This is a genomic window from Serratia quinivorans, assembly GCF_946227985.1.
Taxonomy (GTDB): domain Bacteria; phylum Pseudomonadota; class Gammaproteobacteria; order Enterobacterales; family Enterobacteriaceae; genus Serratia; species Serratia quinivorans_A.
The window spans coordinates 1,488,115-1,508,554 of sequence record NZ_CAMKGL010000001.1 but is presented as its reverse complement, the minus strand read 5'-3'; the positions used below and the strand labels follow the sequence as shown (position 1 = coordinate 1,508,554).

Sequence of the window (20,440 nt, the reverse complement as noted above, 5' to 3'; positions counted from 1 at the left end):
TGTTCCTTATGCGGGCCTGCTGGCGCAGGTTGCTTCGATTAAACGTTGGCGGAGATGTGGCGAATGCGACCGGCGATGATTGCAGGGATGAGTTGGTTTAACGCTGCAGCGCTGATTTTGATGCCTTCGGCGGTCAGATCGGCTTTAACATCATTGATGATCTCAGTGATGCTCATACCTGCTGGCTCTAACTCTTCAGTGGCCACCGCCGGAGCGCCGCCCAATGTGTCGGGATAATTGAACGCTGCAGCGGAGTGAAGCGGGGCATGAGCAACTGGTTCCGGTTTCGCAACGGGAGCCGCCTTTGCCGCCTGCGCTGCTGCGGCCGCCTGCCGTTCCCGCTCAATACGCTCGTCATCAAGTTTCTTCTGGTTGCTGATACGCTGTTCAATCAGCAGTTTAAGGTGTTCGCTGTCGTTTCCGACGAGCTGGTTGATATCGGCAAACAGGGATTTAAAGGCTGGCTCAATCGCATCGAACAGCTTTAGATTCGCCTGGTATTTATCACTGATCTGATTGGCCTCGATCTTAGCGCGTGCTAACTCATCGTTGGCGGCCCCTTGCAATGATGTCAGGGTTTTCTTTCCCTTAATGGTGGTAACAAAGTCCGCTACTATGGCCGGCAGACGTACAACGCCGAGCTGGACGTTTAACGCGCTGATGTGCTCATTCAGTGCCGTTTTTGCCTTGCTAACGATTTCAGCGCGGAGCTCATCTTTACGCGACTTCACCAGCCTTGTGAGTTCCAAGCGTTTGGCGCGCATCGCTTCACGCAGGGTGTCGATCGTGCGGAATAGTTCGTCAATCGGCACGGTTTGCGACAGTGCTTGCTTCTTAATGAGATCGAGCTCGTTCTCTGCCTTGTCGCAAAACTTCACTGTTTCTTCCGCGTCGGCGAAGTCCTGATCCGTGACGAGGTTCGTATTGATTGACTCGATGAATGCCAGTGCCTTCCCTTGGTAAACAGTCAGATTTGACTGCTTAACCGCGCCTTCAATCTCTACCATCAGTGCCGGTAGGCGCATGATGGCTTTGCCTTGTGGTACTTCCTTCGCGGTATTGGGCTCGAAGTTTTCCAGATCCTGCCTGAACTGCTGCCAACCTGCGACCAACGCTTCAACACGCCCCGGTACTGGGGTGTATTCCATCGAGACAAAGTTTTCTTCGGTGCCATCGGAACAAACGAAAATTACGCGGTCTGCGCCACTCACTAACAGTTGCTGTTCCAACTGCCAGTAATATTCCGGCGGCAACTCCTGCTGCCGAACGGCTTCTGCTAGGCTGGCATTCCACATTTTGTGTTCGAACAGCGTGTCTTCCATCATGGTCATGCCATCGAACGAGGCTAATAAATAGTCATCAACAGCGGTCGCCGGATAAAGTTCGTCGCCGATCATGCTCTCGACGATGACACGCGCGGTTGCCTCTTGCTGGTGGCCCTTGTCGAAAAGGTTGGTTTGCACCCAATCGCTGATCTCGCGTTCCGTGCCGGTGGCTTTCATGCTCAGCAATTCGTCGCGGCGCATTTTACTGGACGCGGCCATCATCACTGGCGCTTCGTTGGCGGTGAAGTGTTTGGCACGCAGCGAGTGCCACTCAGGTGATCCCTGCTGTACGTTAATGATTTGCATCGATAGGCTCCAATTTACGGATAGCTTCGGTTTGAGCTTCTGAAAGGGTGAATTTGGTGCTGACGGTGGCGATCACTGCCTCAGCTTTTTTGCTGCCGGTCTCGATCATCCTTTGCCAGCCGGGAAGGTTTGCACTGAACTTGTCCGCCGGGTAATGTGGCAGCGTCAGCGGCGCCTGGGTTTCTTTGTGGGGCGTCACATCCTTGGCGTCGTTGATATCCAGTGATTTACCTTCCATTTCTTCCGCCGTTGGTTGCTGGCCTATTTCGGGCCACGCTTTTCGCAGAGCCTGCGCCTCGGCGCACTTGGCTAATTGTCCGTAAGGGCGCTTTTTCCACATAGCATTTGGTGCCGGATTATCACGGCCGGCTGTCGCGTAATTCTCCATCCAGTATTCTTTGGCGCTGAACTCGACGATCTTTCCGTCGGGCATGCTCTTGCTGACGGTGTACTTGCACCAGGCGGGGAAAGTAATCTCGACGCCGTTTAACGTTTTTGTAATGTCGTCACCAAATTCAGGCTCATTTGCCCCCGCATAGCTACCGGAGCGGTCTGCCTGAATACGGTAAAGGCCAATGCCGGGCATCACTACGTCGCGCCATTCGTTTTTGCCTGACTGGGCATCCTTGACGCTCATCGGTACCAAGTGAACCGGCTTCATCAGCGGATCTAACTGTCGGGCAACGCAATAACTGACAGCCATCACAACAGAGTCATCCCGCGCCCCGGGGTAGATGGAGTTTTTCAGCGCGTTCCAGGTGGGCTCATCGATCCCCATGGCGGCGACTGATTGCGGCAAAGTGCCGGTTGTTACCATGTTGCTCATTGGTCGGCTCTCACGGAATTACGGATAGATAAGCGGAAAACGCTGAGCACGGCGGCGCAGGCTTTCAGCGGATGGCGGCGGTGCTTGAATTGGTGAATATTGTGGCTGCCGATCCGGTGTTGGTACTGGATCTGTTGGATAGGGTTATGGGGCATGGTATTCTCCGTGTTGATCGGGGGTGGTTCCCCGGTCAGCTAGCTGGTGGCCTTGGCCATTGGCCAGTCCTTAAGATTTGCGGTTTGGTCGCCGCATTTCGGGATAGCCCCGCTTGCGGGGCTTTTCTCGTTTATGGGGCTAGTGAATTTCGTACAGTTCCGGATCGCGCGCGGATTCCAACTCCATCGCTCGTTCGGCTTTCGCGATCCGGGTGAGAATTTCGGTTTGCACCGTGTAAAGGTATTCCTCCATACCAGGCGATTCCGTCAGCGCAACAAGAGGGCGCTTGTCTAATCCAGCGATGTGACAGCGTTCCGCAATCAGTTTTTGAAACACTGATACCCGCAGGGTTTTCCGCATTCCCTCAATACGCGCATCAAGCAGCGTTTTTTCATCAGGATCCGCCGCTAGCGTGCGGTCATACTGTTCCAGTGTCTCTTCAACCATCCGCTGATAGTTGTATTCGCTCATGCACACCTCCAATCAGTGAACTTACTCATGCGCCAGCAATCTGGCGCATGGTGAAAGCACGCTGTTATTCGTCATCCTTCTTTTCATTGATGCGTTGGAAAGGGAAGCGCTCGGTATCCGCTTTGATATGCTTGTAGAAGTGGGAACCGACGGATTCCGCATCTTTGAATGCGGTGAAGTCATCAGCTGATACGTTGCTGTAGTGGTACAGCGCCGCCGGCTCGCCGCGGGACTTGAAGAGGATTGCCAGTGTATTGGTTGCCGCATCGTGGCCGATACTGTGGATCTGGGAAGAGTTAACAGGTAGCAGATTGATATTGTTGGTCATGGTGGTTTCCTTCGGTTGGTTTTGGGTAAAAAAAAGCCCCGATGAACGGGGCGGGATGTTGCATTAGGATTCAATTTCAGAGTGACGTGATTTTCTCGCTTGACTTTTGTATAACAAATTCGGATCTATAACTTTTCCAGAAAAGAGTTGATAAACAGCCAAGTTGAGTTTTTCTTCTTGGTCTGGTAAATTTTCAGCATGGATTTATCCAAAAGAGTTAGAAACTTACGGATCACCAGTAGAAGGTACTTGGGCGCTCGTTCTTGGTGTGTTTTCATCCTTAGTAACGGTTTTTTTGTGGCTTAACCTCATGATCGTTAACTTTTTCAATATCGAGGATGCAAATATGAAAAGAAATATTGGAACATCATTGTTCATTATTGCTGTGTGCGGTGCGGCGCTGTGGGAACATCATCAGTAATCGATATAGCCTAAAGTATTTAAACTGCCGTAAGTTTATAACAGTCGCCGGGAGTAACCTCCTAACCCACACCAAATGTAAAGCCCTGCATAAGCAGGGCTTTTTTATGTGATTTCACATTAGATGTCCTGAGGTTGGGAGATTAGGTTGAAAAAAAAGCCGCAGCGTTAGCTACGGCTCTTTGTGTTAGGAAAGGGGCTTAGATGACGCCGCGGGGGATCCGGCTACAACCGCGCATTTTCTGGCGACCGGCGGCGCTGACTTGCCCTGGCGCCAGAAGCTCGCTCTCAGCAGTGCGGCGCTTGCGCGGCTTCGGTGGGGCTGGCATATCCGGCATCGTTTTACAGCGGGTGATCACCAACGTTGTTTTTTCGATACGGTCGCTGCTGCGTTGGATACGCTCTTGAAGTTCACGAGCGCGGCGGAGTTTTGCTGATTTTGCTTTTGCTGTAATCATGGTCATTGGTCAGTCCTTATTGTTGGTTTTGCTGGGATATTTAGGCACGCCCAGCCGTGCTATCCTTGCTGTCACCACAACAAGTAAGGATTTTGGTATGAAAGAGAGATTTGAAGCGGAATGTCCGTTATGTACCAGCCTGGGAAGCTTTATATTCACTGATAAAGATAACTACAAAGCTTACTTATGCGACGATTGTGGTCGTTACGAAATCAGTACTCGGGCGGAGAAACAGGTTAGAGATTTGCCGCCGGAGCGTAGGGCGATTTATTCGCAACTTGTTGCGTCCGCACCAGCAGGGCAGATACTTGAAATCTCATTCGAGGTTCTAACAACTGGGAATCGCATTAATCATCGCTATATCAGTGCCCTTGAGTAATATTGCCTTCCTCAATGGTACGAATTGAGAGCATAAAACCATCCTGATTCATCCACTTATTTAGCTGCTGGAAGACAAATGTAGGATGCTTTTCCAGCAGTTCCTTTAACTGTTGCACTTCGTCTTCTGTCGGTTTCGGTCGCTTATCGTTCATCTGTTTTTCTCATTCAGTGGTCTTAGTCCTGCCGCCCTGAAATGGCAGCGGCAGGGTAAAAACACTACAAGCTTAGCGATCAGTGGGCATCATCCGACTGAGTTGCGCCGCGACGGGTGCTGGATACCCTGTGTTGCTGTCGCTACCTGTTTGTTAAAGAGCAATCCCGGTTGGGATGGCTTCAATGTAACTTTGGTTTCGGGTTGCGTCAAGTTCATTTTGATACTTTGGTTTCGGATTGAGTTTTAAAAAAACCGACTGACGCCGGTTTTGACATGTGAGGTTGCGTGGTGGCTTAGGGCCTGCAGTCAGATTTCGTAAACTTATACGTTATGTCATCGTTAGGAAATTTATACGTATAAACAGAAATGCCACCAAACTTTGTGATTAACACATTTTGACATAAAGCTTTGTTGAATGCGTCCTTGGCAATTATGGCGATTTCAGGCTTTGTACTTTTATCAATCAGAATGTCATTTACAACATATTCATAGTGGAGTTCATGTCCGGTTATGAACATATTGCTTAAAGTGGTATATTCATCCAGTCTTTTTGGTAACCCCATTGATTTTTTGACTTTCTCAAGTTCTATAGGGGCATCTTCCCAAACTTTTGATGTTTGAGATTTATCAGATAGCATCTGCCCTAAAGGTTTTGCAATCACAGCTGCCATTCCAGCAACCACGAGGATTATTATTCTATACCCCCATTTTTTAATAAATTTGATAACTGAATTTTCTTCTGGCGCTTCTATCAAAGCTGCTTTGAATTGCTTCTCAGGTGGTGAGGGGGTTGGGTTTGAAGCTGTCCATGGATTTTGCTCACCAATCTTTTTTGTCGAGAAGGCAGATGTTCCACATGCTCTACAGAATTTGTCGCCAACTTCGACTGTGGCACCGCATTTATTGCAATACATTTATTTATTGTCCTCTCACAGAATCCATTTCGCATCAACAACCACCCCAACAGGCATGTACTGCCCATCCATCTTAATCATTGAGTAGTTTTGGTTTAGCGGTCTGAGGTATCGATCACCAGCCTCTTCAACATACTTCCTGAAAAATATTTCGTGAGTCCCAGACTTCTTAAATATAACTAAATTACCAGAAGTTAAATTATCAGTAGGATTAACGAGTATCATCATCCCTTCAGGAATTGTTAGCCCTATAGGGGAGGTCATGGCATCGGTTTCTACTTTCAGCCAAAATGCATCTTTACCTACGTTCAGGGTTGTTTCCAGCCATTGTTCGGCTTTTTTATTGCCCTCCTCAATCTGCTCCAATACTGATTGCCAATTTAATACTGGGAGTTTATAGGGCGTGTATTGTGGCTCAGGATCAATATTAGAGGTACGTCCCTCGATATTTCCCTTACCAGTTTGAAGCCACTCCGGATCGCATCGCAGAGCCCGCGCAACATTGAAAAGGGTGTCGCCATTGAAATTTTTGGTCAGGCCGAGTTCAGCCTTGCTTATCGCAACGCGTGATACGCCAGCTTTCTTGGCTAATTCTTCTTGAGACATTTGCAAATCAGCTCGCCGTTTACTGACTCGCTCACCAAGGCTCCTGGTCATCTTTTGCTCCAAACCTGAAATCGGACACCAAAGTAACACTAACCTTGGAAACTTTGTTTTCGTTGTGCTATTGATTGGTTTCGACACTTTAGTTACGCTTGCCGTGGAGGTAACAATGATACTTTACGAAATTCTGAAAGAACAAATTGGTAGTAACGCAGAAATTGGGCGTCTATTCCCATCCAAAGGCAAGGCAAGAACTGGGCAAGCTGTGGGTAAATGGAGGGCCCAGGGAGTACCTGAAGACATCGCCTTGCTGTGCCATTTGTCACCAAAAATCCCATATACCTACAACCCAGCGGACTACGGCCGCAACCCTGAAAATTTAAGCCTGGTTCTGACCAAACCAGCCTGCTAGCACTGAAGTAAGGACTGACCAATGACCACAATTTACCAGCCAGGCAATGGAACGGCAGGGGCTGCGATAGCCTCTGGCGTTCGCCGGGAACTGCTGTCACGCAAGAAGGTAGGCAAGAACGGCCTGCCTTTCGCTGCCGTACGTGAGGACCAGATCAAAACCCGTTGGACTGAGAGCGAAGCGGTAACGATCAAAAGCGCCGCTGATGCCATGGCGTCCAACCCTGCAGTCGAAACCAACGTCGCCGCGATCCGGGGCTTTTTGGCTATGTTTGCCGAAGCTCCCGAAATGCTGGCGCACGTCCATAACGAACTGAAGGCTGCCGGCCTGCCGGTTCCCGAATGGCTTCCACCACTTCCAACAACAAAGGAGCTGCCACTATGAGCCAGCAATCAACCACGCAATCCGTAGAACTGATATCCAGCCTCATTGGTAAGAAGCTGGGCATCGCTGGACATGAAGCCCGGCGTTTGGCTATCACAGGGACTCTGTCAGGGATAACGCAGGCGTTTTATTCGCGGGAAAGTGACAAACATGGGGCCTCTGCTTCGAGGTCTGAGTAATGGCTATCGTAAGAACCAACCGCCAGCGTGGATTCACGATGATCGACAATGCGGCTATCGGCAATAAAACGCTGAGCTGGGCGGCTGAAGGAATGCTGCATTATCTGCTGTCCAAGCCTGATGGCTGGTCAGTCAATCCGTCACACCTGTGGCAGGAGAAGAAGGGCGTTCGCGGCTGTGGGCGTGACGCTGTTTACAAACTGCTGAACGAACTGATCCAGGTCGGTTTTATTCACCGTTTCCAACTGCGTGACGCCAAGGGAGTGACCGACGGTTTCGACTATTTCGTCTTCGACACGCCGCAACCGCATCCTGAAATTCAGGAAGTGGATGAGCCCCAAGCGCCGCAAGGCTTGGATCCGAATCCTGAAAATCAGGAAACGGACGAATCACCGTATCCTGAAAATCCGTATCCTGAAATTCAGGGCATTAGTAAAGACGGATCTTTAGTAAATACTGATCTCTCTCTCTTAGGCGACGCTAAAAATTCAACCGGTGATGTGCCACCAACAAACCCACACCTGAATGCCATTCTGAACAACCGCCCACCGGCGCCGCAACCTGCACCGCAATTCGGTATGTTCCCGATGTCGCTCGACTGGGTACCTGGTGACGACTTTGCGCAAATCGCGCACCTTTCCGGTTTGACCGCGGCGGAATTCACTCCTGAGCTACTGAACGAATTCCGGATCTTCTGGACGCCGACAGGCCGGGTTTATTACCACTCCCAGTGGCAGCAAAAATTTATCAGCTCACTAAAACACGAGCAATTGCGAGGACGGCGCTATGAGCGACCGCAACGGGCCGAAGCCGGTAACGGCGGCGGCAATGCAGCAGATAGCTTCAAGCAGGGACTCGCCGCAATTCAGGCCGTACAAGAAAAATACGGCTACGGCGGCGGAGCGGGAAGCGATACAGGGGATTGTCTTGACGGTGATTTTGCCCATGTACCCGATCCACTGGCCGGCATGGGTCAGCCGAATGAACACGACGGCGCTCATGGAGGCGTTTGGTTCGGAGCTGACGCGGGTATTGCTACAGGAGACGATCAACCCTGAACAACTGAACTACGCCATCAGGGCAGCGCCGGGAAGAAAGTTTTATCCGTTCCCTGCACCACCGGACTGGCTGGCCATGGCGAAAGAGCTGATCGACGCGAGACTACCGACAGTGGATATCGTGATGGAGGAGTTTGACCGGTACAGCGCAAGGCGGGGCTATTTCGACAGCCCTGAAGCGTTCCGATGGAAAGCGCCGATCCTGTACTGGATTGTCACCGATATGCGCAAGGCGATGCAGCAGTACAACCATGGTGTTGCTGAGCTGCGAAAAGTGGCAGAGAGGCTGCTCAGGCAGTGGGAGAAAAGACTACAGGACGGAGAACGAATACCGGAACCAGTCGTCAGGCTGGGACATACCGAAATACCGATAGGTGTTGGAAAACAGCGGGGATTGACCACCCCCGATACAGAGCAAAAAGGCGCGGCAATGCTTCAGTCAATTCGGCTGAGGGTGGCGCAAGCAAAAATGAATAAGGACTGACCAATGACTATTAGCTTCAAAAATGCACTGGTTTACCGCCTTTCACGAGGTGTGGATCTGACCGGGATGGAAGAAAAGCTGGCCGCTTTTGCGTTCACGCCATGCGGTAGCCAGGACATGGCTAAAACTGGATGGGTAGCGCCGATAGGCGAAACGCTTGTGCACACCGCCAACGGCCAGCATCTGCTGGTGGTTCTGCGCGAAGAGAAACTGCTCCCGCGTGAAGTCATTCAAACCGAGCTGAACGGGAAAGTCGCCAAACTTGAAGCCGAACAGCATCGGAAACTGAAAAAGTCAGAGAAAGACGCGCTCAAAGACGAAGTGCTGCACAGCCTGTTGCCGCGTGCTTTCAGCAAACACCATAAAACACAGATCTGGATTAACGAAGGGGCTGGGTTAATTGTCGTTGATGCCGCCAGCGCCAAACGTGCCGAAGATGCGCTGGCGCTGCTGCGCAAAAGTCTGGGCTCGCTGCCGGTGGTGCCGCTGACCATGGAAAGCCCGATCGAGCTGACCGTGACTGAATGGGTTCGCTCCGGCCAGGCACCGGCAGGCTTTGTTCTGCAGGATGAGGCCGAGTTGAAAGCCGTGCTGGAAGAGGGCGGGATCATCCGTTGCAAGAAGCAGGATCTGGTCGGTGACGAAATCGCGACAAACCTGCAGGCGGGTAAGCTGGTCACGAAGCTAGCGCTGGGCTGGCAGGATCGGATCGACTTCGTGTTGAGCGATGACGGCACGCTGAAGAAACTGAAGTTTAGCGATGTGCTGCTGGAACAGAACGACGATATCGATCGGGAAGATTACGCTCAGCGTTTTGATGCGGATTTCATTCTGCTGACCGGCGAGCTGTCGGCGTTGATTGCCAACCTTATCGCAGCGCTCGGCGGCGAATCGAACGTAGTCCCTGGGAACAATGCTTCAACGGCTGCCGATGATGACGAAAGTCTAAGTGATGAGCGCTATCCCGAAGCTGTGCAGTTTGTGCAGGCCAAAGGCCACGCTTCGATTTCAGGCCTGCAGCGTCAATTCCGTATCGGCTATAACCGCGCTGCGCGGCTGATAGAGCAGATGGAGGCTGGTGGTGTGCTGTCTGCGCCCGGTGTCGATGGCTCGCGGACAGTGCTGACCATAGGGGCCGAGCAATGATGCAGAAACCTCAAGCCTCCGAAAAGGAGCGTAGTTGCATCAACGAGGGGATCCGCAAGTTGCGTAAGGCGGGCCGATTCGATGAAGCAAATACTCAAATGAACCGGGTTATCACGGCAGCCAGCGGTGCAGACTGGCATTCACTGCGCGATCTGGAAAACCTGCTGGCGCAGATGTTCCCTGATGAGGGTGATACCCAGACGGCGATCAGCGCACGTCTCCGTGAAATTTCGCCAATTATGCACGGCTTGGTTAAGCAGGTTAGTACTGTCCGTAACGACGAATCAGGGAAAACCACCTGGTTCTATCGCCTCGTGCCTTCACATTCGGAGGTGCGCCTGTGATTGATTTTTCAAACACGCCATATGTTCAGGCGTTGACGGCTCAAAAACTGGCCCCTTCACATATTCTGAAAGAAATCGGTGACCAGTGGCGTACACCGGATCCGCTCTTTTGGGGGATCAATGCGATGTTTGGCCCTCTGGTGCTGGATCTCTTCAGTGATGGAGAAAACAGCAAATGCGCGGCGTATTACACGGCAGAAGATAATGCGTTGGTTCAGGACTGGTCTATCCGTCTGGGCGGTCTGAACGGCGCCGCGTTTGCCAATCCGCCATACAGCACAGCGAAGCAGCATGAAGGCGAATACATCACCGGCATGCGGCGCATCATGCGCCATACCAAGGAAATGCGGGAGCTCGGTGGGCGTTACGTGTTTCTCATCAAGTCAGCGACAGCGGAAGTATGGTGGCCGGAGGATGCGGATCACGTTGCGTTTATTCGCGGCCGCATCGGCTTTGACGTGCCGCTTTGGTACCGGCCGGCGGATGAAAAACAAGAAGCCAGTAGTGCAGGTTTCGGCGCGGCTATCGCGGTGTTCGATAAAACATGGCGTGGCCCAGTTTCCAGTTATATCAGCCGCGACCAGTTAACAGCACAAGGCGAGGCTTTCATGGTTCAAATTCGCAGGGAAGCTGAGCGCCTGGTGCCACAATTCCAGCCACAAATTAATCCTGAAAAAATTCCCGAGTCGTCGGTGACCGTATGGCCGGCAGAAGTGCGCTTTTTGTTTGGGCAGGTTCAGGCTGCAAGCAAATTGCCTGATCACCTGCAGAACAAACTGTGCAACCACATTAACCGTCTGAAGCTGGAAGGCATGCCGGACGCCGCAATTATCCAGACTGCGACTACGTTAACCACAGCTATGGGAGCAATGGCATGATCAAGGGACTGATTGTAGATAATTTTGCAGGTGGTGGTGGCGCGAGTACCGGAATTGAGATGGCGACAGGGCGCAGCGTTGATATTGCGATTAACCATGACGAAAACGCTATCGCTATGCATACGACCAACCACCCAGACACGCTGCACTATTGCGAGTCTGTCTTCGACATTGACCCCGTTACGGCCACCGTAGGGCGTCCGGTCGATTTAGCTTGGTTCAGCCCTGACTGCCGTCACTTCAGCAAAGCGAAGGGCGGCACCCCCGTGAAAAAAGAGATCCGGGGCTTGGCCTGGATTGTCATTCGTTGGGCGCTACGCACCGGTTTTCGCTGCGGCATGCTGGAGAATGTGGAGGAGTTTAAGACGTGGGGCCCGCTGATTATCGATGCAGAAGGCAAAGGGTACCCATGCACAGCGCGCAAGGGGGAAACGTTCAAGGCGTTTGTCGAGATGCTATCCACCGGCATCAGCGCCGATCACCCTGCACTGGGAGAATGCTGCGAGGTTCTTGGGATTCCGGAAGGTAGTGATGACAGGCGTCGCCTGGTGGCGGGGTTAGGGTACAACGTAGATTACCGTGAGCTCCGGGCGAACCTTATCGGCACGCCGACGATCAGAAAGCGCTTCTTCATGGTGATTCGACGCGATGGGCAACCCATTCGCTGGCCGGCGCAGACGCATGATCATCGGAAATCAGAAGCAGTGCGGAAAGGTCAGCTAAAGTCCGAGCCAACAACGGCTGATTGCATAGACTGGTCGATTTCAACCCGTAGTATCTTCGGGCGCAAGAAAGATTTGGCTGACAATACATTGCGCCGAATCGTGAAGGGTATTCATCGTTTCGTTCTGGACTGCGCAGATCCGTTCATCGTTCAAATAGGGCAAACCGGTTTCGGCGGCGATGGGAGACAGTATTCCACCCTAGATCCGTTGACGACGGTCACAAGCAAGGCTGAGCACCTGCTGATTGAGCCGTTTGTCGTTAAGTGCAACCACACCTCAAATCTGAGTAAGTACGATTGCTTCCGTGGACACTTTGGACGTGATCCGTTGCAAACAGTGACCCGGACTCACGGGTTTACCATCGCTGCACCGATAGTTGTGCGCCAATTTGGGAAAAGTACAGGGCAGCGCGCTGATGAAGTCGTTGGTACCGTAATGCCTGGCGGTGGTGGAAAGATACAATTAGCGAGCGCGTTACTTGTGGGGGCTGGTGGCCCTACATATTCAGGCAAACCACGGCCAGTAAACGAACCGATGATCACTGTACCTACAGAGTCACATACTGCAATTTGCACGTCACATTTGGTGCAATTACGCGGCACCTGCCGGGATGGTAAGCCGACTCGCACACCGGCACCCACTCTCACGGCCAGTGGTAATCACATTGGTCATGTACAGGCATTCCTGACGAAGTATTACGGCACGGCATCCGCCATTAGTGTTGATGGGCCAGCCCCAGCAGTCACAACCAAAGATCGCCTGGCTCTCACAGAAGCGCAGTGTGAGCTGGAGCCGTTGACGGATGAACAACGCTATGGTGCTTGGTGGTGTGCTCGCATGATGGATAAGTTCAGCGACGTGCCGGACAACAGCCATTTATTTCCGGCCCCGCGCCTGCAATATTTGCCCGTAGGTGATTACATCATCGTCGATATCTGCATGCGTATGCTTGAGCCACGTGAACTCTACCGGGCGCAGGGATTCCCTGATTGGTACATCATCGACCGCGACTATCGAGGCAAGAAATATTCGAAAGCACAACAGGTAGCCCGCTGTGGTAACGCGGTACCACCTCCGTTCGCAGAAGCGCTGGTGCGCGCAAACCTCCCCGAATTATGCGTAGCTCGTGAAGAGGAGGCCGCATGACAGCCGCGCCGCGAACTAAATCCCCGAGAAAGCATAAGACGGAAGCGTTGGGTGTGCTGCTACCAGGTGGAGGCATCAAGTACGCGACAGATCACGACAGGGATACGATGAAAGGGGTGCCTACGGGCACTCCTATCGCCATGCGACCTATCGGCGACCGCCGGAACCTAAAGCATCACCGCAAATTCTGGAAGCTGCTGGAGTTGGGTTTTTCGTATTGGCAGCCAGATTGGACGTTCGTTAGCGATCCGGAGAAGTGGATTGCGCATGAGGTGGCGAAGACGCTGGCGGCGCAGGCTGGCGATCCGCTGCTTTATGACAATATCACCAAGCTGATTGCCGACAGTGTTCTACAGCGCGTAGCGGCTCAGCGCCAGCGCCGCTTTGACGCCGAAGCCGTGAAAACGACGGAGGCTTATCTCAATCACGTCATGGTGAAGGCCGGTTTCTATGACCTGGCCGCCAATCCGGACGGCGGAACGTTGAAGCAGCGTTGGAGTATCGCTTTCGTCAACATGAGCCAGGAGAAGTTCGACAAGGTTTATAGCGGTGTCGCTGGCGTCATCTGGAACGAGACGCTACAGCAACATTTTGCCGATGAGCATGAGATGGAACAGGCCGTTAATCGGCTGATGGAGTATTGAGTGAGAAAGTCACCAGCATTTAGGAGTAAGGCCCTGCGCGATTCGGCGCGGGGACAATGCTGTACGCTGCAGATCCCCGGCATTTGCAATGGAAACCCGGAAACGACAGTGCTTTGTCACTTGCCGAGCATCACCCATGGCATGGGGTACAAGAGCGATGACTACTGGGCTGTGTTCGGCTGCTCAGGTTGTCACGATGTGATTGATGGGCGAACACATTTTGTGTGGCAGCAAGGAGAAAAAGAGGAAATACTATATTATGCATTGCACCGAACGTTATCCATCTGGTTTCTTGATGGGGTTATTAAAGGCTAGATAGGAAGTCACATGACAAACAACCAAGAAAGTTTTTATAAAGAAATGGATCTTTGCAATGAACTTATTGAAAATGGTGCCAATACAAAGTTAGGTAACATATATGAAATGGATCTGTCACTTATAATGCTTGGAGAAGAGACTGTAGAGTCATCCGATTTTGTTGATGTTTACATGTTGTACAGTTGGCGCGTTTTTTATCAACAAATAAGAATGGGGAATGGATTGATATTTAGCAGTGCCAATTACACTCTTTCTGATCTTGCGAAAAGTAATATTATTTTGAATCGTGATATGGCAAGCTCAAACTATCATATGTTTATATACTTCATTTGCATGATATTGATAGAGATTGAGTTGTTTAATGGACGTTTATCATTTCCTGCTAATAGTAATCAATCTAAATACTTGGAGGCATTTGAGTGTATAAAATTCAGAGCTAAGGATGTCGAGGATTTTTTAAATAAGAATGGAGTGACTGGGCCAAGGTTTGGGTACTTAAATAATGGTGCGATTGTTTATTTTACCCGCAGGGTTTTTGACGATGTTAAAACTAGCAAGGCATTTGAAAAGCTTAATGAATTTGAGGCTGGAGCTAGTGTTTTGGACTTAAAAATAGCGGAACAGAAAAAGATTATATCTGAAATAAATGTACTGAAGGGAACGCTAGATACCTATAAAACAGAATTTAATTTTGTTGGTTTGAGCAAAGCTTTTAGTAACATGCGAGATAAAAAGAAGTCCGATTATAAAAACTCGAGAAGGAGTTTTCTATGGATGGTAGGTGCTCTAGTTTTATTACCCGTGGTGGCATTGGTAATAAATTATAAATCGCCAGTCATTGGTTGGTTTAACCTTGTACATTTGTTGCCATTTGCCACATTGGAATTAATATTTATTTACTTGCTAAGGTTATTCTATGTGGAAGGTAATTCTGTGCAGGCGCAGTTGTTACAAATCGACTTAAGGCTAAGTTTGTGCGAGTTTATCCAGGATTACGTGACGTATAGGAGTGATAACAAAGACTCATCAGAGGTATTAAAAGGATTTGAAGCTCTGATATTTAGTCCGATTCAATCATCTGGAGATAACATACCCTCAATGCTGGATGGCGCAAATATACTTGCGGATTTTGCCGGTAAGGTAATGAAAGGTAAAGGTAGTGCTTAATGGTATCGATGCGATGTCCGCTATTGGCACGAAGGCGAAGCTGAAGGTCCGCGGCGGGAAGGTTAAGAAAGCGCGGCGGCAGCCTGAACTGGAAGAACAGGCGGCGCTGATCGAATGGGCGGATAAAACGGTTATTGATGGCATACGGATCGGGGATTACCTGATCCATATTCCCAATGAAGGGAAGCGTGGGCCGAAGGCGGCAAAGGATGCGAAACGGCTTGGGTTGAGGGCTGGAGTGCCTGATCTGTTTTTGGCTCTGCCACGCAATGGATATGCTGGGCTTTGGATTGAGATGAAATCGATAACAGGCATCGCTACATCGGAACAAATTGATTGGATGAGGAAATTAAAAAACGAGGGTTACTCAGTTTTTTTGTCACGCAGCTTTGGCATGGCAAAAGATAGCGTTATGAAATATATGGGAAAATGAAAGCCCAGCATAGCTGGGCCCAAGTTCTCAGCCTTTTTTTGGAGGTGGTGGTGGTGGCTTCGGTCTGGTGTAGTTAGATGGTGGTTGCGGATTTTTCCCATCATATGCCAATCCGTTATTAGTTGGCTTTTCTTTATCAGACATATTTACCTCCAAGTTAAACCATGATTATTTTTTGTCTTTTGATGGCGGTGGTGGCGGCGGTGCTGGTTTCTTTGCCTTAATAGGTGGCGGGGGATTTCTGCCTTCAGCGCCAATAATTTGATTTAAAAAAGGATCTGTTTTTTTAGACATAATTGACCTCATAAATTTTAACAATATTCTGACTCAGCTTTTCTTCGTTGAAGATGGAGGTGGTGGAGGAGGGGCTGGACGTGCCTGGTTAGATGGAGGAGGTGGATTTCTCCCCTCGTTTAATGGTATTGACTGATGTGGCTTGATATTCGATTCTGAGTTATTAGACATAGCAACCTCTTTATTTTTTATCTCTTGGAGATGGAGGAGGTGGTGGTGGGGCCGGTTTTGCCTGATTTGTTGGTGGCGGTGGATTCCGACCGTTGGTTTGCCAGTCTGGTCTTGATTTGTTATTGGACACACTTTACCTCTCGATAACGGGGATTAGTTACCTTGTTTTTTTGGTGGTGGCGGTGGCGGCGCTGGTCGTGCCTGATTAGATGGAGGCGGTGGGTTTATTCCAAAAATGTCACTTTTGACGTTATTTGGAACAACAAAAGTATGTTTTTCAACCGTCATTGAGTCACCTTTATTATTTTTTTGCCGGAGGAGGCGGTGGTGGTGTAGGTCTGATTTTTGATGGGGGTGGCGATGGGTTTCGACCACCATTGGGTAATCCATCCCTTGAGGGGGTAATGAGTGTTGGTTTTGAAGGGGTATTCGCCATTATCTATTCCTCAATAGGTTTTTTGGGTGGCGGTGGCATAGGCGGCGGTGGCGGCCTTCTTTGCTGTGGAGGTAAAGGATTTTTGCCCTTATCAATTTGTTGGTAAGGTGGTGGTGTCGGTGCTTTCCTCGACATAATCTACTCCAGGAGTCTCTTGTAAGAATTCAACCCATTTAATGTCAGTGACGTTGAGTAGCATAAGCCCAACTGTATTCATGTCAACATATCCATCCTCAGTAACCCAGCTAGGGTTCATTAGGACTACATGCCCCTTGGTTGGGTCAGATGACCATTCGTGAGGCCAACCAAATACTCTGCGTTCATCATTCAAATGAACTATTACAAACCATTCATTGCAGTGAAATGTTCCAAACCATTCGCTTGGATAAGATGTTTCTTTTGTTATTCTGAGAAGTCGAAATAGTTTATGAAGTAAATCATTGTTAGCAAATGCACTGAAAACAAGGCCAACTATGATGGCTGCAATATAAGACCATACTAGCTGGGTTGTATTTGTCCATATGCCAAAGGAATGAAATTTACCCAACCACAGTAAAACAGGTTTAACAAAAGTTGATAAACCTTGGGCTATTACAGTAAATATTAAGGCTTGAACTATTCGTTCAAACTGTGCTTGCTTAGGGTGCGATGTGAGGGCATGAAAAATCCAAGCAGTAAGAAATCCAGGAAGTAAAAACTTCAATATGTCAAATATTTCACTGCTAATCGATTCCATTTAACAGCCCTTGATTTTTTAATAGAAGAGTCGTTGTTTCATTTATAGCAATGCATCGGGTAGATATTGCGTTTAGTGCAATGAACTATACAATCGACTATGCATCATAATATCAGGACTGACCAAAATGACCAACGCAATAGAACAACTCATAAAAATGCACGATCCACGCTGTGTAAGCGCGGAGTCAATGAATGTAGGCCGTGGACGCGCTTCCCTGACCAGGGAGCAAATTCTCGGAGCATTCGCATCCGCGCAACACCAGCATTCCGTTGGCTTTGATCTGCTGATGGCGAAGTACCGCAAGGACTTCAAGGCAGAGCAGCGGCTACGAGCAGCGATTAATGAATGGGTACATCAGCGCCCGCATCCCGACCGCGCGGCTCCAGCATGTCAGTTAGCCCTCAGTATTGTGCTTGAGCGTAACCTGCCGGCACAGGTGGCGCACCTCGCATCATTATTCCGCAGATATGGGCCACGAACTGCTCAATCTCGCAAGAATATTGAGGCGCTGCAGGCCGAGATAAAGGTTTTGGACAAGCAACGTAGCCAGGCGCAGATCAGCGATGCTGTTTACGTTGAGGCTGGGTTAGAAATTGCCGATTTAAATACGCGGATTGAGCGGGAACGTGCAGCATTGCGCGCCTGGTCTGAGCGCCACGCAACCACAACCAATATTTGCCCACGTTGTTCCGGTACAGGACGCACTGTTAGGCCGCACCCGGTAGAGTGTGAAGAGTGTGGCGGTAAAGGTAAGATACCCGCCAATATGGAGCATCTGCGTAAATCGATGCGTATCATAGGGGCTGCGGTTGAGCCGGGTGACTGGGTATGCCAGTATTCGGATCTGGTTAAGCGGTGCATGGACTGGCTGTATGTCGAGGAATCCAACGCGTCTATTCTTCTGGCCGAGAGAATGGTAAATGAGAAGGGAGTTTAAGAAATTTCAATGAATACGAATCGTAATGAAGTGTTGATTCTCTCAAAGATAGATGTTGCAGAACGCCAGCTTAAGCAAGCTATTAGGCTGTTTTTTCGCGAAGAGGATCCCGTTTCTATTCGAACGCTGGCAGAGGCTGCAGGTCAAGTATTCGCTGATATTGGAAAAAAAGAGGGTATTAAAGGGTTGGTACGAGATCTGGATAGAATTTACCCAGAGTATCAAAAACAATGGATTACTGCAGTTTTTGCTTCACGGAATTTTTTCAAACACGCCGATAAGGATCTAAAAGAACTGCATGAGTTCAATGTAGATACTAATGATTTTGCTATTTTAGATGCAATATGTATATATAATTCGCTGAAAAAAGAATGGGCCGTGGAGACGGTGATTTATTGGAGTTGGTTTGGGTTAAAATATCCGCATCTATTAAAAGATATTCCAGAAAATGAATGTATCGTAAAAATGCGGGAAGAAGGTGAGTTTGATTTCAGAAAGAAATTATTCTTTGCCAAGGTCATAGAGGCTGCATATCGCGGAGAAATCACCTTACCGAACATCAATATCCAACCGTCTAGAAATGAAACACTAGATTGATTGACCGAGCCAAAAAAACGCGCTAAATTTCCGAAAGATGCCGGAGTATGCTTAAAGCTACTTCGGCTTTTTTATTGGTCAGTCCTAAGCCTGCATGGTTCGCCCAGCAGGCTTTTTTTATTCCCCCAAGCAGGGGAGGTGGAGTATGAAAATGCAGGAGAAAGCAAGCCTCGCGGCCTACCTCTCTTCGGGGTTTCTTGTGCTGGTGGGGAAGGTGGGGAAATTACTTAACGATCTGACGCTGAACGATTGGGCGATTGTCATCGGTATCATCATCGGTATCGCGACGTTTGCCGCAAACCTTTATTTCCAGAATCGTCAGACACGAGCTATTGAACGCGCCTCACGCGCCGGTGCCACAATTATCAATCCGGGGCGTGCCAAATGACGATAAAAAAGAAGGTTACCGCTGTCGTTTGCTCTGTGTCCGTGATTATCGGGCTGGTATTGAACCAGGCAGGTGATTTCAAATCAGTAAATGGTAATCCCCTCCGATTCTCCAAAGCGGCGATGGAGGTTATGGGGAATGCTGAGAGTTGCCGCCGGGATCCGTATCTATGCCCCGCCAAAATCACAACACAGGGCATCGGCCATACCGGTAAAGGCGTCGCCGCTGTCAGTAAAGCTAATGACCAGCAGATCGCCCAGTGGTTTGCCGAAGACCAACTGGACGCGCAGAACTGCATAGAAGTGAATGTCGAACGCAAGCTGGGGAAACAACTCCCCCAGGGTGTATTCGATGGAGTCGGGAGTTTTATTTTTAATGTCGGCTGCGGTCAGTTCACCAGCTCCACCATGTATCGCTATCTGCTGGCCGGCAAAACAATCGCAGCCTGTGAGCAGTTGCCGCGATGGATTTATTCCGGGAAAACGGCCCTTAAGGGGCTGGTGATTCGACGCGACAAAGAGAAGGCACTCTGTCTGGCTCACTGAAAACAGGCCGATTCTGGCCGATATCAGCCTGAATACCCCCGAATCGGTAACGCTACGTGAAATCTAAAATCACGGTGATTGTCGTTGCCCGCACATTTTTCATAGCAAACGGCGTTAAGCCCGGATCCTGATATGACCAACAAAATACTGCTCACCATTGCCGGTGTATTGCTGGCGGTGATCCTTGCACTTGGCTGGATGGCATTCCATTTCTACGGCGTATCCGTTGCGAAGAATGGTGAGTTGAGCCAGGCGAGAAGCGATCTGGATGTGGCCACCGCGACGAATGCCCAGCAAGCATTCCAGTTCCAGCGCGCCAATGAGATTTCAGCCGCCGCCGGTAAGTACAACGTCACCATCTCAGCCAAGAGTGAGGAACGGCAAAATGAAAACCGCAACGACCTTAAAACTGAGGAATGCGCTGATCGCTATATCCCTGACGCTACTGCTCAGCGCCTGCACACGTACACGAACGGTCTACGTGCCATCGCAATGCGTGATACCGGCAAACCTGACGGAGCCGCTATTGATTCCGCTACCGCCGGCAGACTGACATACCGCCAGGCGGTTCTTTGGATTGACCCGTTACTCACCTTGCTGGACAGGGCGAACAACGATCGCGCGAGTATTCGAAGCCTCCCACACCAACAACCAACAGAGCCTCGGTAATTAC

31 protein-coding genes and 1 pseudogene are annotated in these 20,440 nt (G+C 50.0%); 21 read left to right on the top strand and 11 right to left on the bottom strand.

Translation table 11 applies throughout. The features are described 5' to 3' along the window. Nucleotides 1–38 precede the first annotated feature (38 nt). The 5 genes from OCH02_RS07055 to OCH02_RS07035 form a co-directional block, all read right to left on the bottom strand. On the bottom strand, nucleotides 39–1,631 hold the full coding sequence (locus OCH02_RS07055; protein WP_261430550.1) for a YqaJ viral recombinase family protein: 1,593 nt from the start codon (nucleotides 1,629–1,631) through the stop codon (nucleotides 39–41). Then, nucleotides 1,618–2,457, bottom strand: a complete 840-nt coding sequence (bet, locus tag OCH02_RS07050) for a phage recombination protein Bet (RefSeq protein WP_176979117.1) — start codon at nucleotides 2,455–2,457, stop codon at nucleotides 1,618–1,620. Before bet ends, OCH02_RS07055 begins: the two co-directional genes overlap by 14 nt. Further along, a complete protein-coding gene (locus OCH02_RS07045; RefSeq protein WP_261430549.1) occupies nucleotides 2,454–2,612 on the bottom strand; it encodes a hypothetical protein in 159 nt (52 codons plus the stop codon). The genes bet and OCH02_RS07045 overlap by 4 nt, the downstream gene beginning before the upstream one ends. Before the next feature lie 139 nt (nucleotides 2,613–2,751). Continuing rightward, nucleotides 2,752–3,084: a hypothetical protein gene (locus OCH02_RS07040; RefSeq protein ID WP_261430548.1), complete on the bottom strand. Its 333-nt coding sequence runs from the start codon at nucleotides 3,082–3,084 to the stop codon at nucleotides 2,752–2,754. A 64-nt stretch (nucleotides 3,085–3,148) separates the two neighbouring features. Continuing rightward, nucleotides 3,149–3,412 (bottom strand): KTSC domain-containing protein, encoded by a 264-nt coding sequence (locus OCH02_RS07035; protein ID WP_261430547.1) that lies wholly within the window; start codon nucleotides 3,410–3,412, stop codon nucleotides 3,149–3,151. 163 nt (nucleotides 3,413–3,575) lie between these two features. Between OCH02_RS07035 and OCH02_RS07030 the strand changes: the two genes are divergently transcribed. Continuing rightward, complete coding sequence (locus OCH02_RS07030; protein WP_261430546.1) at nucleotides 3,576–3,833, top strand: hypothetical protein; 258 nt, start codon at nucleotides 3,576–3,578, stop codon at nucleotides 3,831–3,833. Nucleotides 3,834–4,032: 199 nt separating this feature from the next. Here the strand turns inward: OCH02_RS07030 and OCH02_RS07025 are convergent, their stop codons facing one another. Beyond that, nucleotides 4,033–4,296 carry a hypothetical protein gene (locus OCH02_RS07025; RefSeq protein WP_261430545.1) on the bottom strand — a complete coding sequence of 88 codons (264 nt, stop codon included), beginning with the start codon at nucleotides 4,294–4,296 and terminating at the stop codon, nucleotides 4,033–4,035. On the opposite strand from OCH02_RS07025, the gene OCH02_RS07020 reads away from it, so the two are divergent. Next, nucleotides 4,289–4,669, top strand: a complete 381-nt coding sequence (locus tag OCH02_RS07020; RefSeq protein ID WP_261430544.1) for a hypothetical protein — start codon at nucleotides 4,289–4,291, stop codon at nucleotides 4,667–4,669. The genes OCH02_RS07025 and OCH02_RS07020 overlap by 8 nt on opposite strands. Here the strand turns inward: OCH02_RS07020 and OCH02_RS07015 are convergent. The 3 genes from OCH02_RS07015 to OCH02_RS07005 all read right to left on the bottom strand — a co-directional run bounded on the left by OCH02_RS07015 (nucleotide 4,653) and on the right by OCH02_RS07005 (nucleotide 6,396). Then, a complete protein-coding gene (locus tag OCH02_RS07015) occupies nucleotides 4,653–4,823 on the bottom strand; it encodes a hypothetical protein (protein ID WP_261430543.1) in 171 nt (56 codons plus the stop codon). The genes OCH02_RS07020 and OCH02_RS07015 overlap by 17 nt on opposite strands. 295 nt (nucleotides 4,824–5,118) lie before the next feature. Then, complete coding sequence (locus tag OCH02_RS07010) at nucleotides 5,119–5,739, bottom strand: zinc ribbon domain-containing protein (RefSeq protein WP_261430542.1); 621 nt, start codon at nucleotides 5,737–5,739, stop codon at nucleotides 5,119–5,121. Between the two features lie 15 nt (nucleotides 5,740–5,754). After that, on the bottom strand, nucleotides 5,755–6,396 hold the full coding sequence (locus OCH02_RS07005) for a LexA family protein (protein ID WP_261430541.1): 642 nt from the start codon (nucleotides 6,394–6,396) through the stop codon (nucleotides 5,755–5,757). 115 nt (nucleotides 6,397–6,511) lie between these two features. Here OCH02_RS07005 and OCH02_RS07000 point away from each other — a divergent pair, with 115 nt between their 5' ends. The 13 genes and pseudogenes from OCH02_RS07000 to OCH02_RS06940 all read left to right on the top strand — a co-directional run bounded on the left by OCH02_RS07000 (nucleotide 6,512) and on the right by OCH02_RS06940 (nucleotide 15,660). Continuing rightward, the gene (locus OCH02_RS07000; RefSeq protein ID WP_261430540.1) at nucleotides 6,512–6,754 is read left to right on the top strand and encodes a hypothetical protein; all 243 of its coding nucleotides are present in this window, start codon (nucleotides 6,512–6,514) and stop codon (nucleotides 6,752–6,754) included. A 21-nt stretch (nucleotides 6,755–6,775) separates the two neighbouring features. After that, nucleotides 6,776–7,138: a hypothetical protein gene (locus OCH02_RS06995; protein ID WP_261430539.1), complete on the top strand. Its 363-nt coding sequence runs from the start codon at nucleotides 6,776–6,778 to the stop codon at nucleotides 7,136–7,138. Nucleotides 7,139–7,316: 178 nt separating this feature from the next. Then, the gene (locus OCH02_RS06990) at nucleotides 7,317–8,375 is read left to right on the top strand and encodes a DnaT-like ssDNA-binding domain-containing protein (RefSeq protein ID WP_261430538.1); all 1,059 of its coding nucleotides are present in this window, start codon (nucleotides 7,317–7,319) and stop codon (nucleotides 8,373–8,375) included. After that, entirely contained in the window at nucleotides 8,299–8,859 is a 561-nt protein-coding gene (locus tag OCH02_RS06985; RefSeq protein ID WP_261430537.1) for a replication protein P, read from the top strand. Before OCH02_RS06990 ends, OCH02_RS06985 begins: the two co-directional genes overlap by 77 nt. A 3-nt stretch (nucleotides 8,860–8,862) precedes the next feature. Continuing rightward, nucleotides 8,863–9,753: pseudogene (gene rdgC / locus OCH02_RS06980) on the top strand (recombination-associated protein RdgC); the annotation flags it as partial. Next, complete coding sequence (locus tag OCH02_RS06975; RefSeq protein ID WP_315899170.1) at nucleotides 9,730–10,005, top strand: DNA translocase FtsK; 276 nt, start codon at nucleotides 9,730–9,732, stop codon at nucleotides 10,003–10,005. The pseudogene rdgC and the gene OCH02_RS06975, both read left to right, overlap by 24 nt. Further along, nucleotides 10,002–10,349: a hypothetical protein gene (locus OCH02_RS06970; RefSeq protein ID WP_261430536.1), complete on the top strand. Its 348-nt coding sequence runs from the start codon at nucleotides 10,002–10,004 to the stop codon at nucleotides 10,347–10,349. Before OCH02_RS06975 ends, OCH02_RS06970 begins: the two co-directional genes overlap by 4 nt. Further along, nucleotides 10,346–11,227, top strand: a complete 882-nt coding sequence (locus OCH02_RS06965; protein ID WP_261430535.1) for a phage N-6-adenine-methyltransferase — start codon at nucleotides 10,346–10,348, stop codon at nucleotides 11,225–11,227. The genes OCH02_RS06970 and OCH02_RS06965 overlap by 4 nt, the downstream gene beginning before the upstream one ends. Continuing rightward, complete coding sequence (locus tag OCH02_RS06960) at nucleotides 11,227–13,098, top strand: DNA cytosine methyltransferase (RefSeq protein WP_261430815.1); 1,872 nt, start codon at nucleotides 11,227–11,229, stop codon at nucleotides 13,096–13,098. Before OCH02_RS06965 ends, OCH02_RS06960 begins: the two co-directional genes overlap by 1 nt. Next, nucleotides 13,095–13,742: a DUF1367 family protein gene (locus OCH02_RS06955; RefSeq protein WP_261430534.1), complete on the top strand. Its 648-nt coding sequence runs from the start codon at nucleotides 13,095–13,097 to the stop codon at nucleotides 13,740–13,742. The genes OCH02_RS06960 and OCH02_RS06955 overlap by 4 nt, the downstream gene beginning before the upstream one ends. Continuing rightward, nucleotides 13,743–14,057: a DUF1364 domain-containing protein gene (locus OCH02_RS06950; RefSeq protein WP_261430533.1), complete on the top strand. Its 315-nt coding sequence runs from the start codon at nucleotides 13,743–13,745 to the stop codon at nucleotides 14,055–14,057. It abuts the gene before it with no gap. 12 nt (nucleotides 14,058–14,069) lie between these two features. Next, a complete protein-coding gene (locus OCH02_RS06945; protein WP_261430532.1) occupies nucleotides 14,070–15,227 on the top strand; it encodes a hypothetical protein in 1,158 nt (385 codons plus the stop codon). Next, nucleotides 15,220–15,660, top strand: a complete 441-nt coding sequence (locus tag OCH02_RS06940; protein ID WP_261430531.1) for a VRR-NUC domain-containing protein — start codon at nucleotides 15,220–15,222, stop codon at nucleotides 15,658–15,660. Before OCH02_RS06945 ends, OCH02_RS06940 begins: the two co-directional genes overlap by 8 nt. A 168-nt stretch (nucleotides 15,661–15,828) precedes the next feature. Here OCH02_RS06940 and OCH02_RS06935 read toward each other — a convergent pair whose 3' ends face one another. Then, entirely contained in the window at nucleotides 15,829–15,954 is a 126-nt protein-coding gene (locus tag OCH02_RS06935; RefSeq protein WP_261430530.1) for a hypothetical protein, read from the bottom strand. Nucleotides 15,955–16,379: 425 nt separating this feature from the next. Between OCH02_RS06935 and OCH02_RS06930 the strand changes: the two genes are divergently transcribed. Next, on the top strand, nucleotides 16,380–16,667 hold the full coding sequence (locus OCH02_RS06930; RefSeq protein WP_261430529.1) for a hypothetical protein: 288 nt from the start codon (nucleotides 16,380–16,382) through the stop codon (nucleotides 16,665–16,667). On the opposite strand, the gene OCH02_RS06925 is transcribed toward OCH02_RS06930, so the two are convergent. Further along, nucleotides 16,653–17,297, bottom strand: a complete 645-nt coding sequence (locus OCH02_RS06925) for a DUF6338 family protein (RefSeq protein WP_261430528.1) — start codon at nucleotides 17,295–17,297, stop codon at nucleotides 16,653–16,655. The genes OCH02_RS06930 and OCH02_RS06925 overlap by 15 nt on opposite strands. 127 nt (nucleotides 17,298–17,424) lie before the next feature. On the opposite strand from OCH02_RS06925, the gene OCH02_RS06920 reads away from it, so the two are divergent. The 5 genes from OCH02_RS06920 (at nucleotide 17,425) to OCH02_RS06900 (ending at nucleotide 20,436) form a co-directional block, all read left to right on the top strand. After that, entirely contained in the window at nucleotides 17,425–18,237 is an 813-nt protein-coding gene (locus OCH02_RS06920; RefSeq protein WP_261430527.1) for a TIGR02642 family protein, read from the top strand. Between the two features lie 9 nt (nucleotides 18,238–18,246). Then, on the top strand, nucleotides 18,247–18,834 hold the full coding sequence (locus OCH02_RS06915) for a hypothetical protein (RefSeq protein WP_261430526.1): 588 nt from the start codon (nucleotides 18,247–18,249) through the stop codon (nucleotides 18,832–18,834). A 145-nt stretch (nucleotides 18,835–18,979) separates the two neighbouring features. Further along, nucleotides 18,980–19,222: a phage holin gene (locus tag OCH02_RS06910; RefSeq protein WP_232241070.1), complete on the top strand. Its 243-nt coding sequence runs from the start codon at nucleotides 18,980–18,982 to the stop codon at nucleotides 19,220–19,222. Beyond that, entirely contained in the window at nucleotides 19,219–19,767 is a 549-nt protein-coding gene (locus tag OCH02_RS06905; protein WP_261430525.1) for a lysozyme, read from the top strand. Before OCH02_RS06910 ends, OCH02_RS06905 begins: the two co-directional genes overlap by 4 nt. A gap of 132 nt (nucleotides 19,768–19,899) precedes the next feature. After that, the gene (locus OCH02_RS06900) at nucleotides 19,900–20,436 is read left to right on the top strand and encodes a DUF2570 domain-containing protein (protein ID WP_261430524.1); all 537 of its coding nucleotides are present in this window, start codon (nucleotides 19,900–19,902) and stop codon (nucleotides 20,434–20,436) included. The last annotated feature ends 4 nt before the right edge of the window (nucleotides 20,437–20,440 follow it).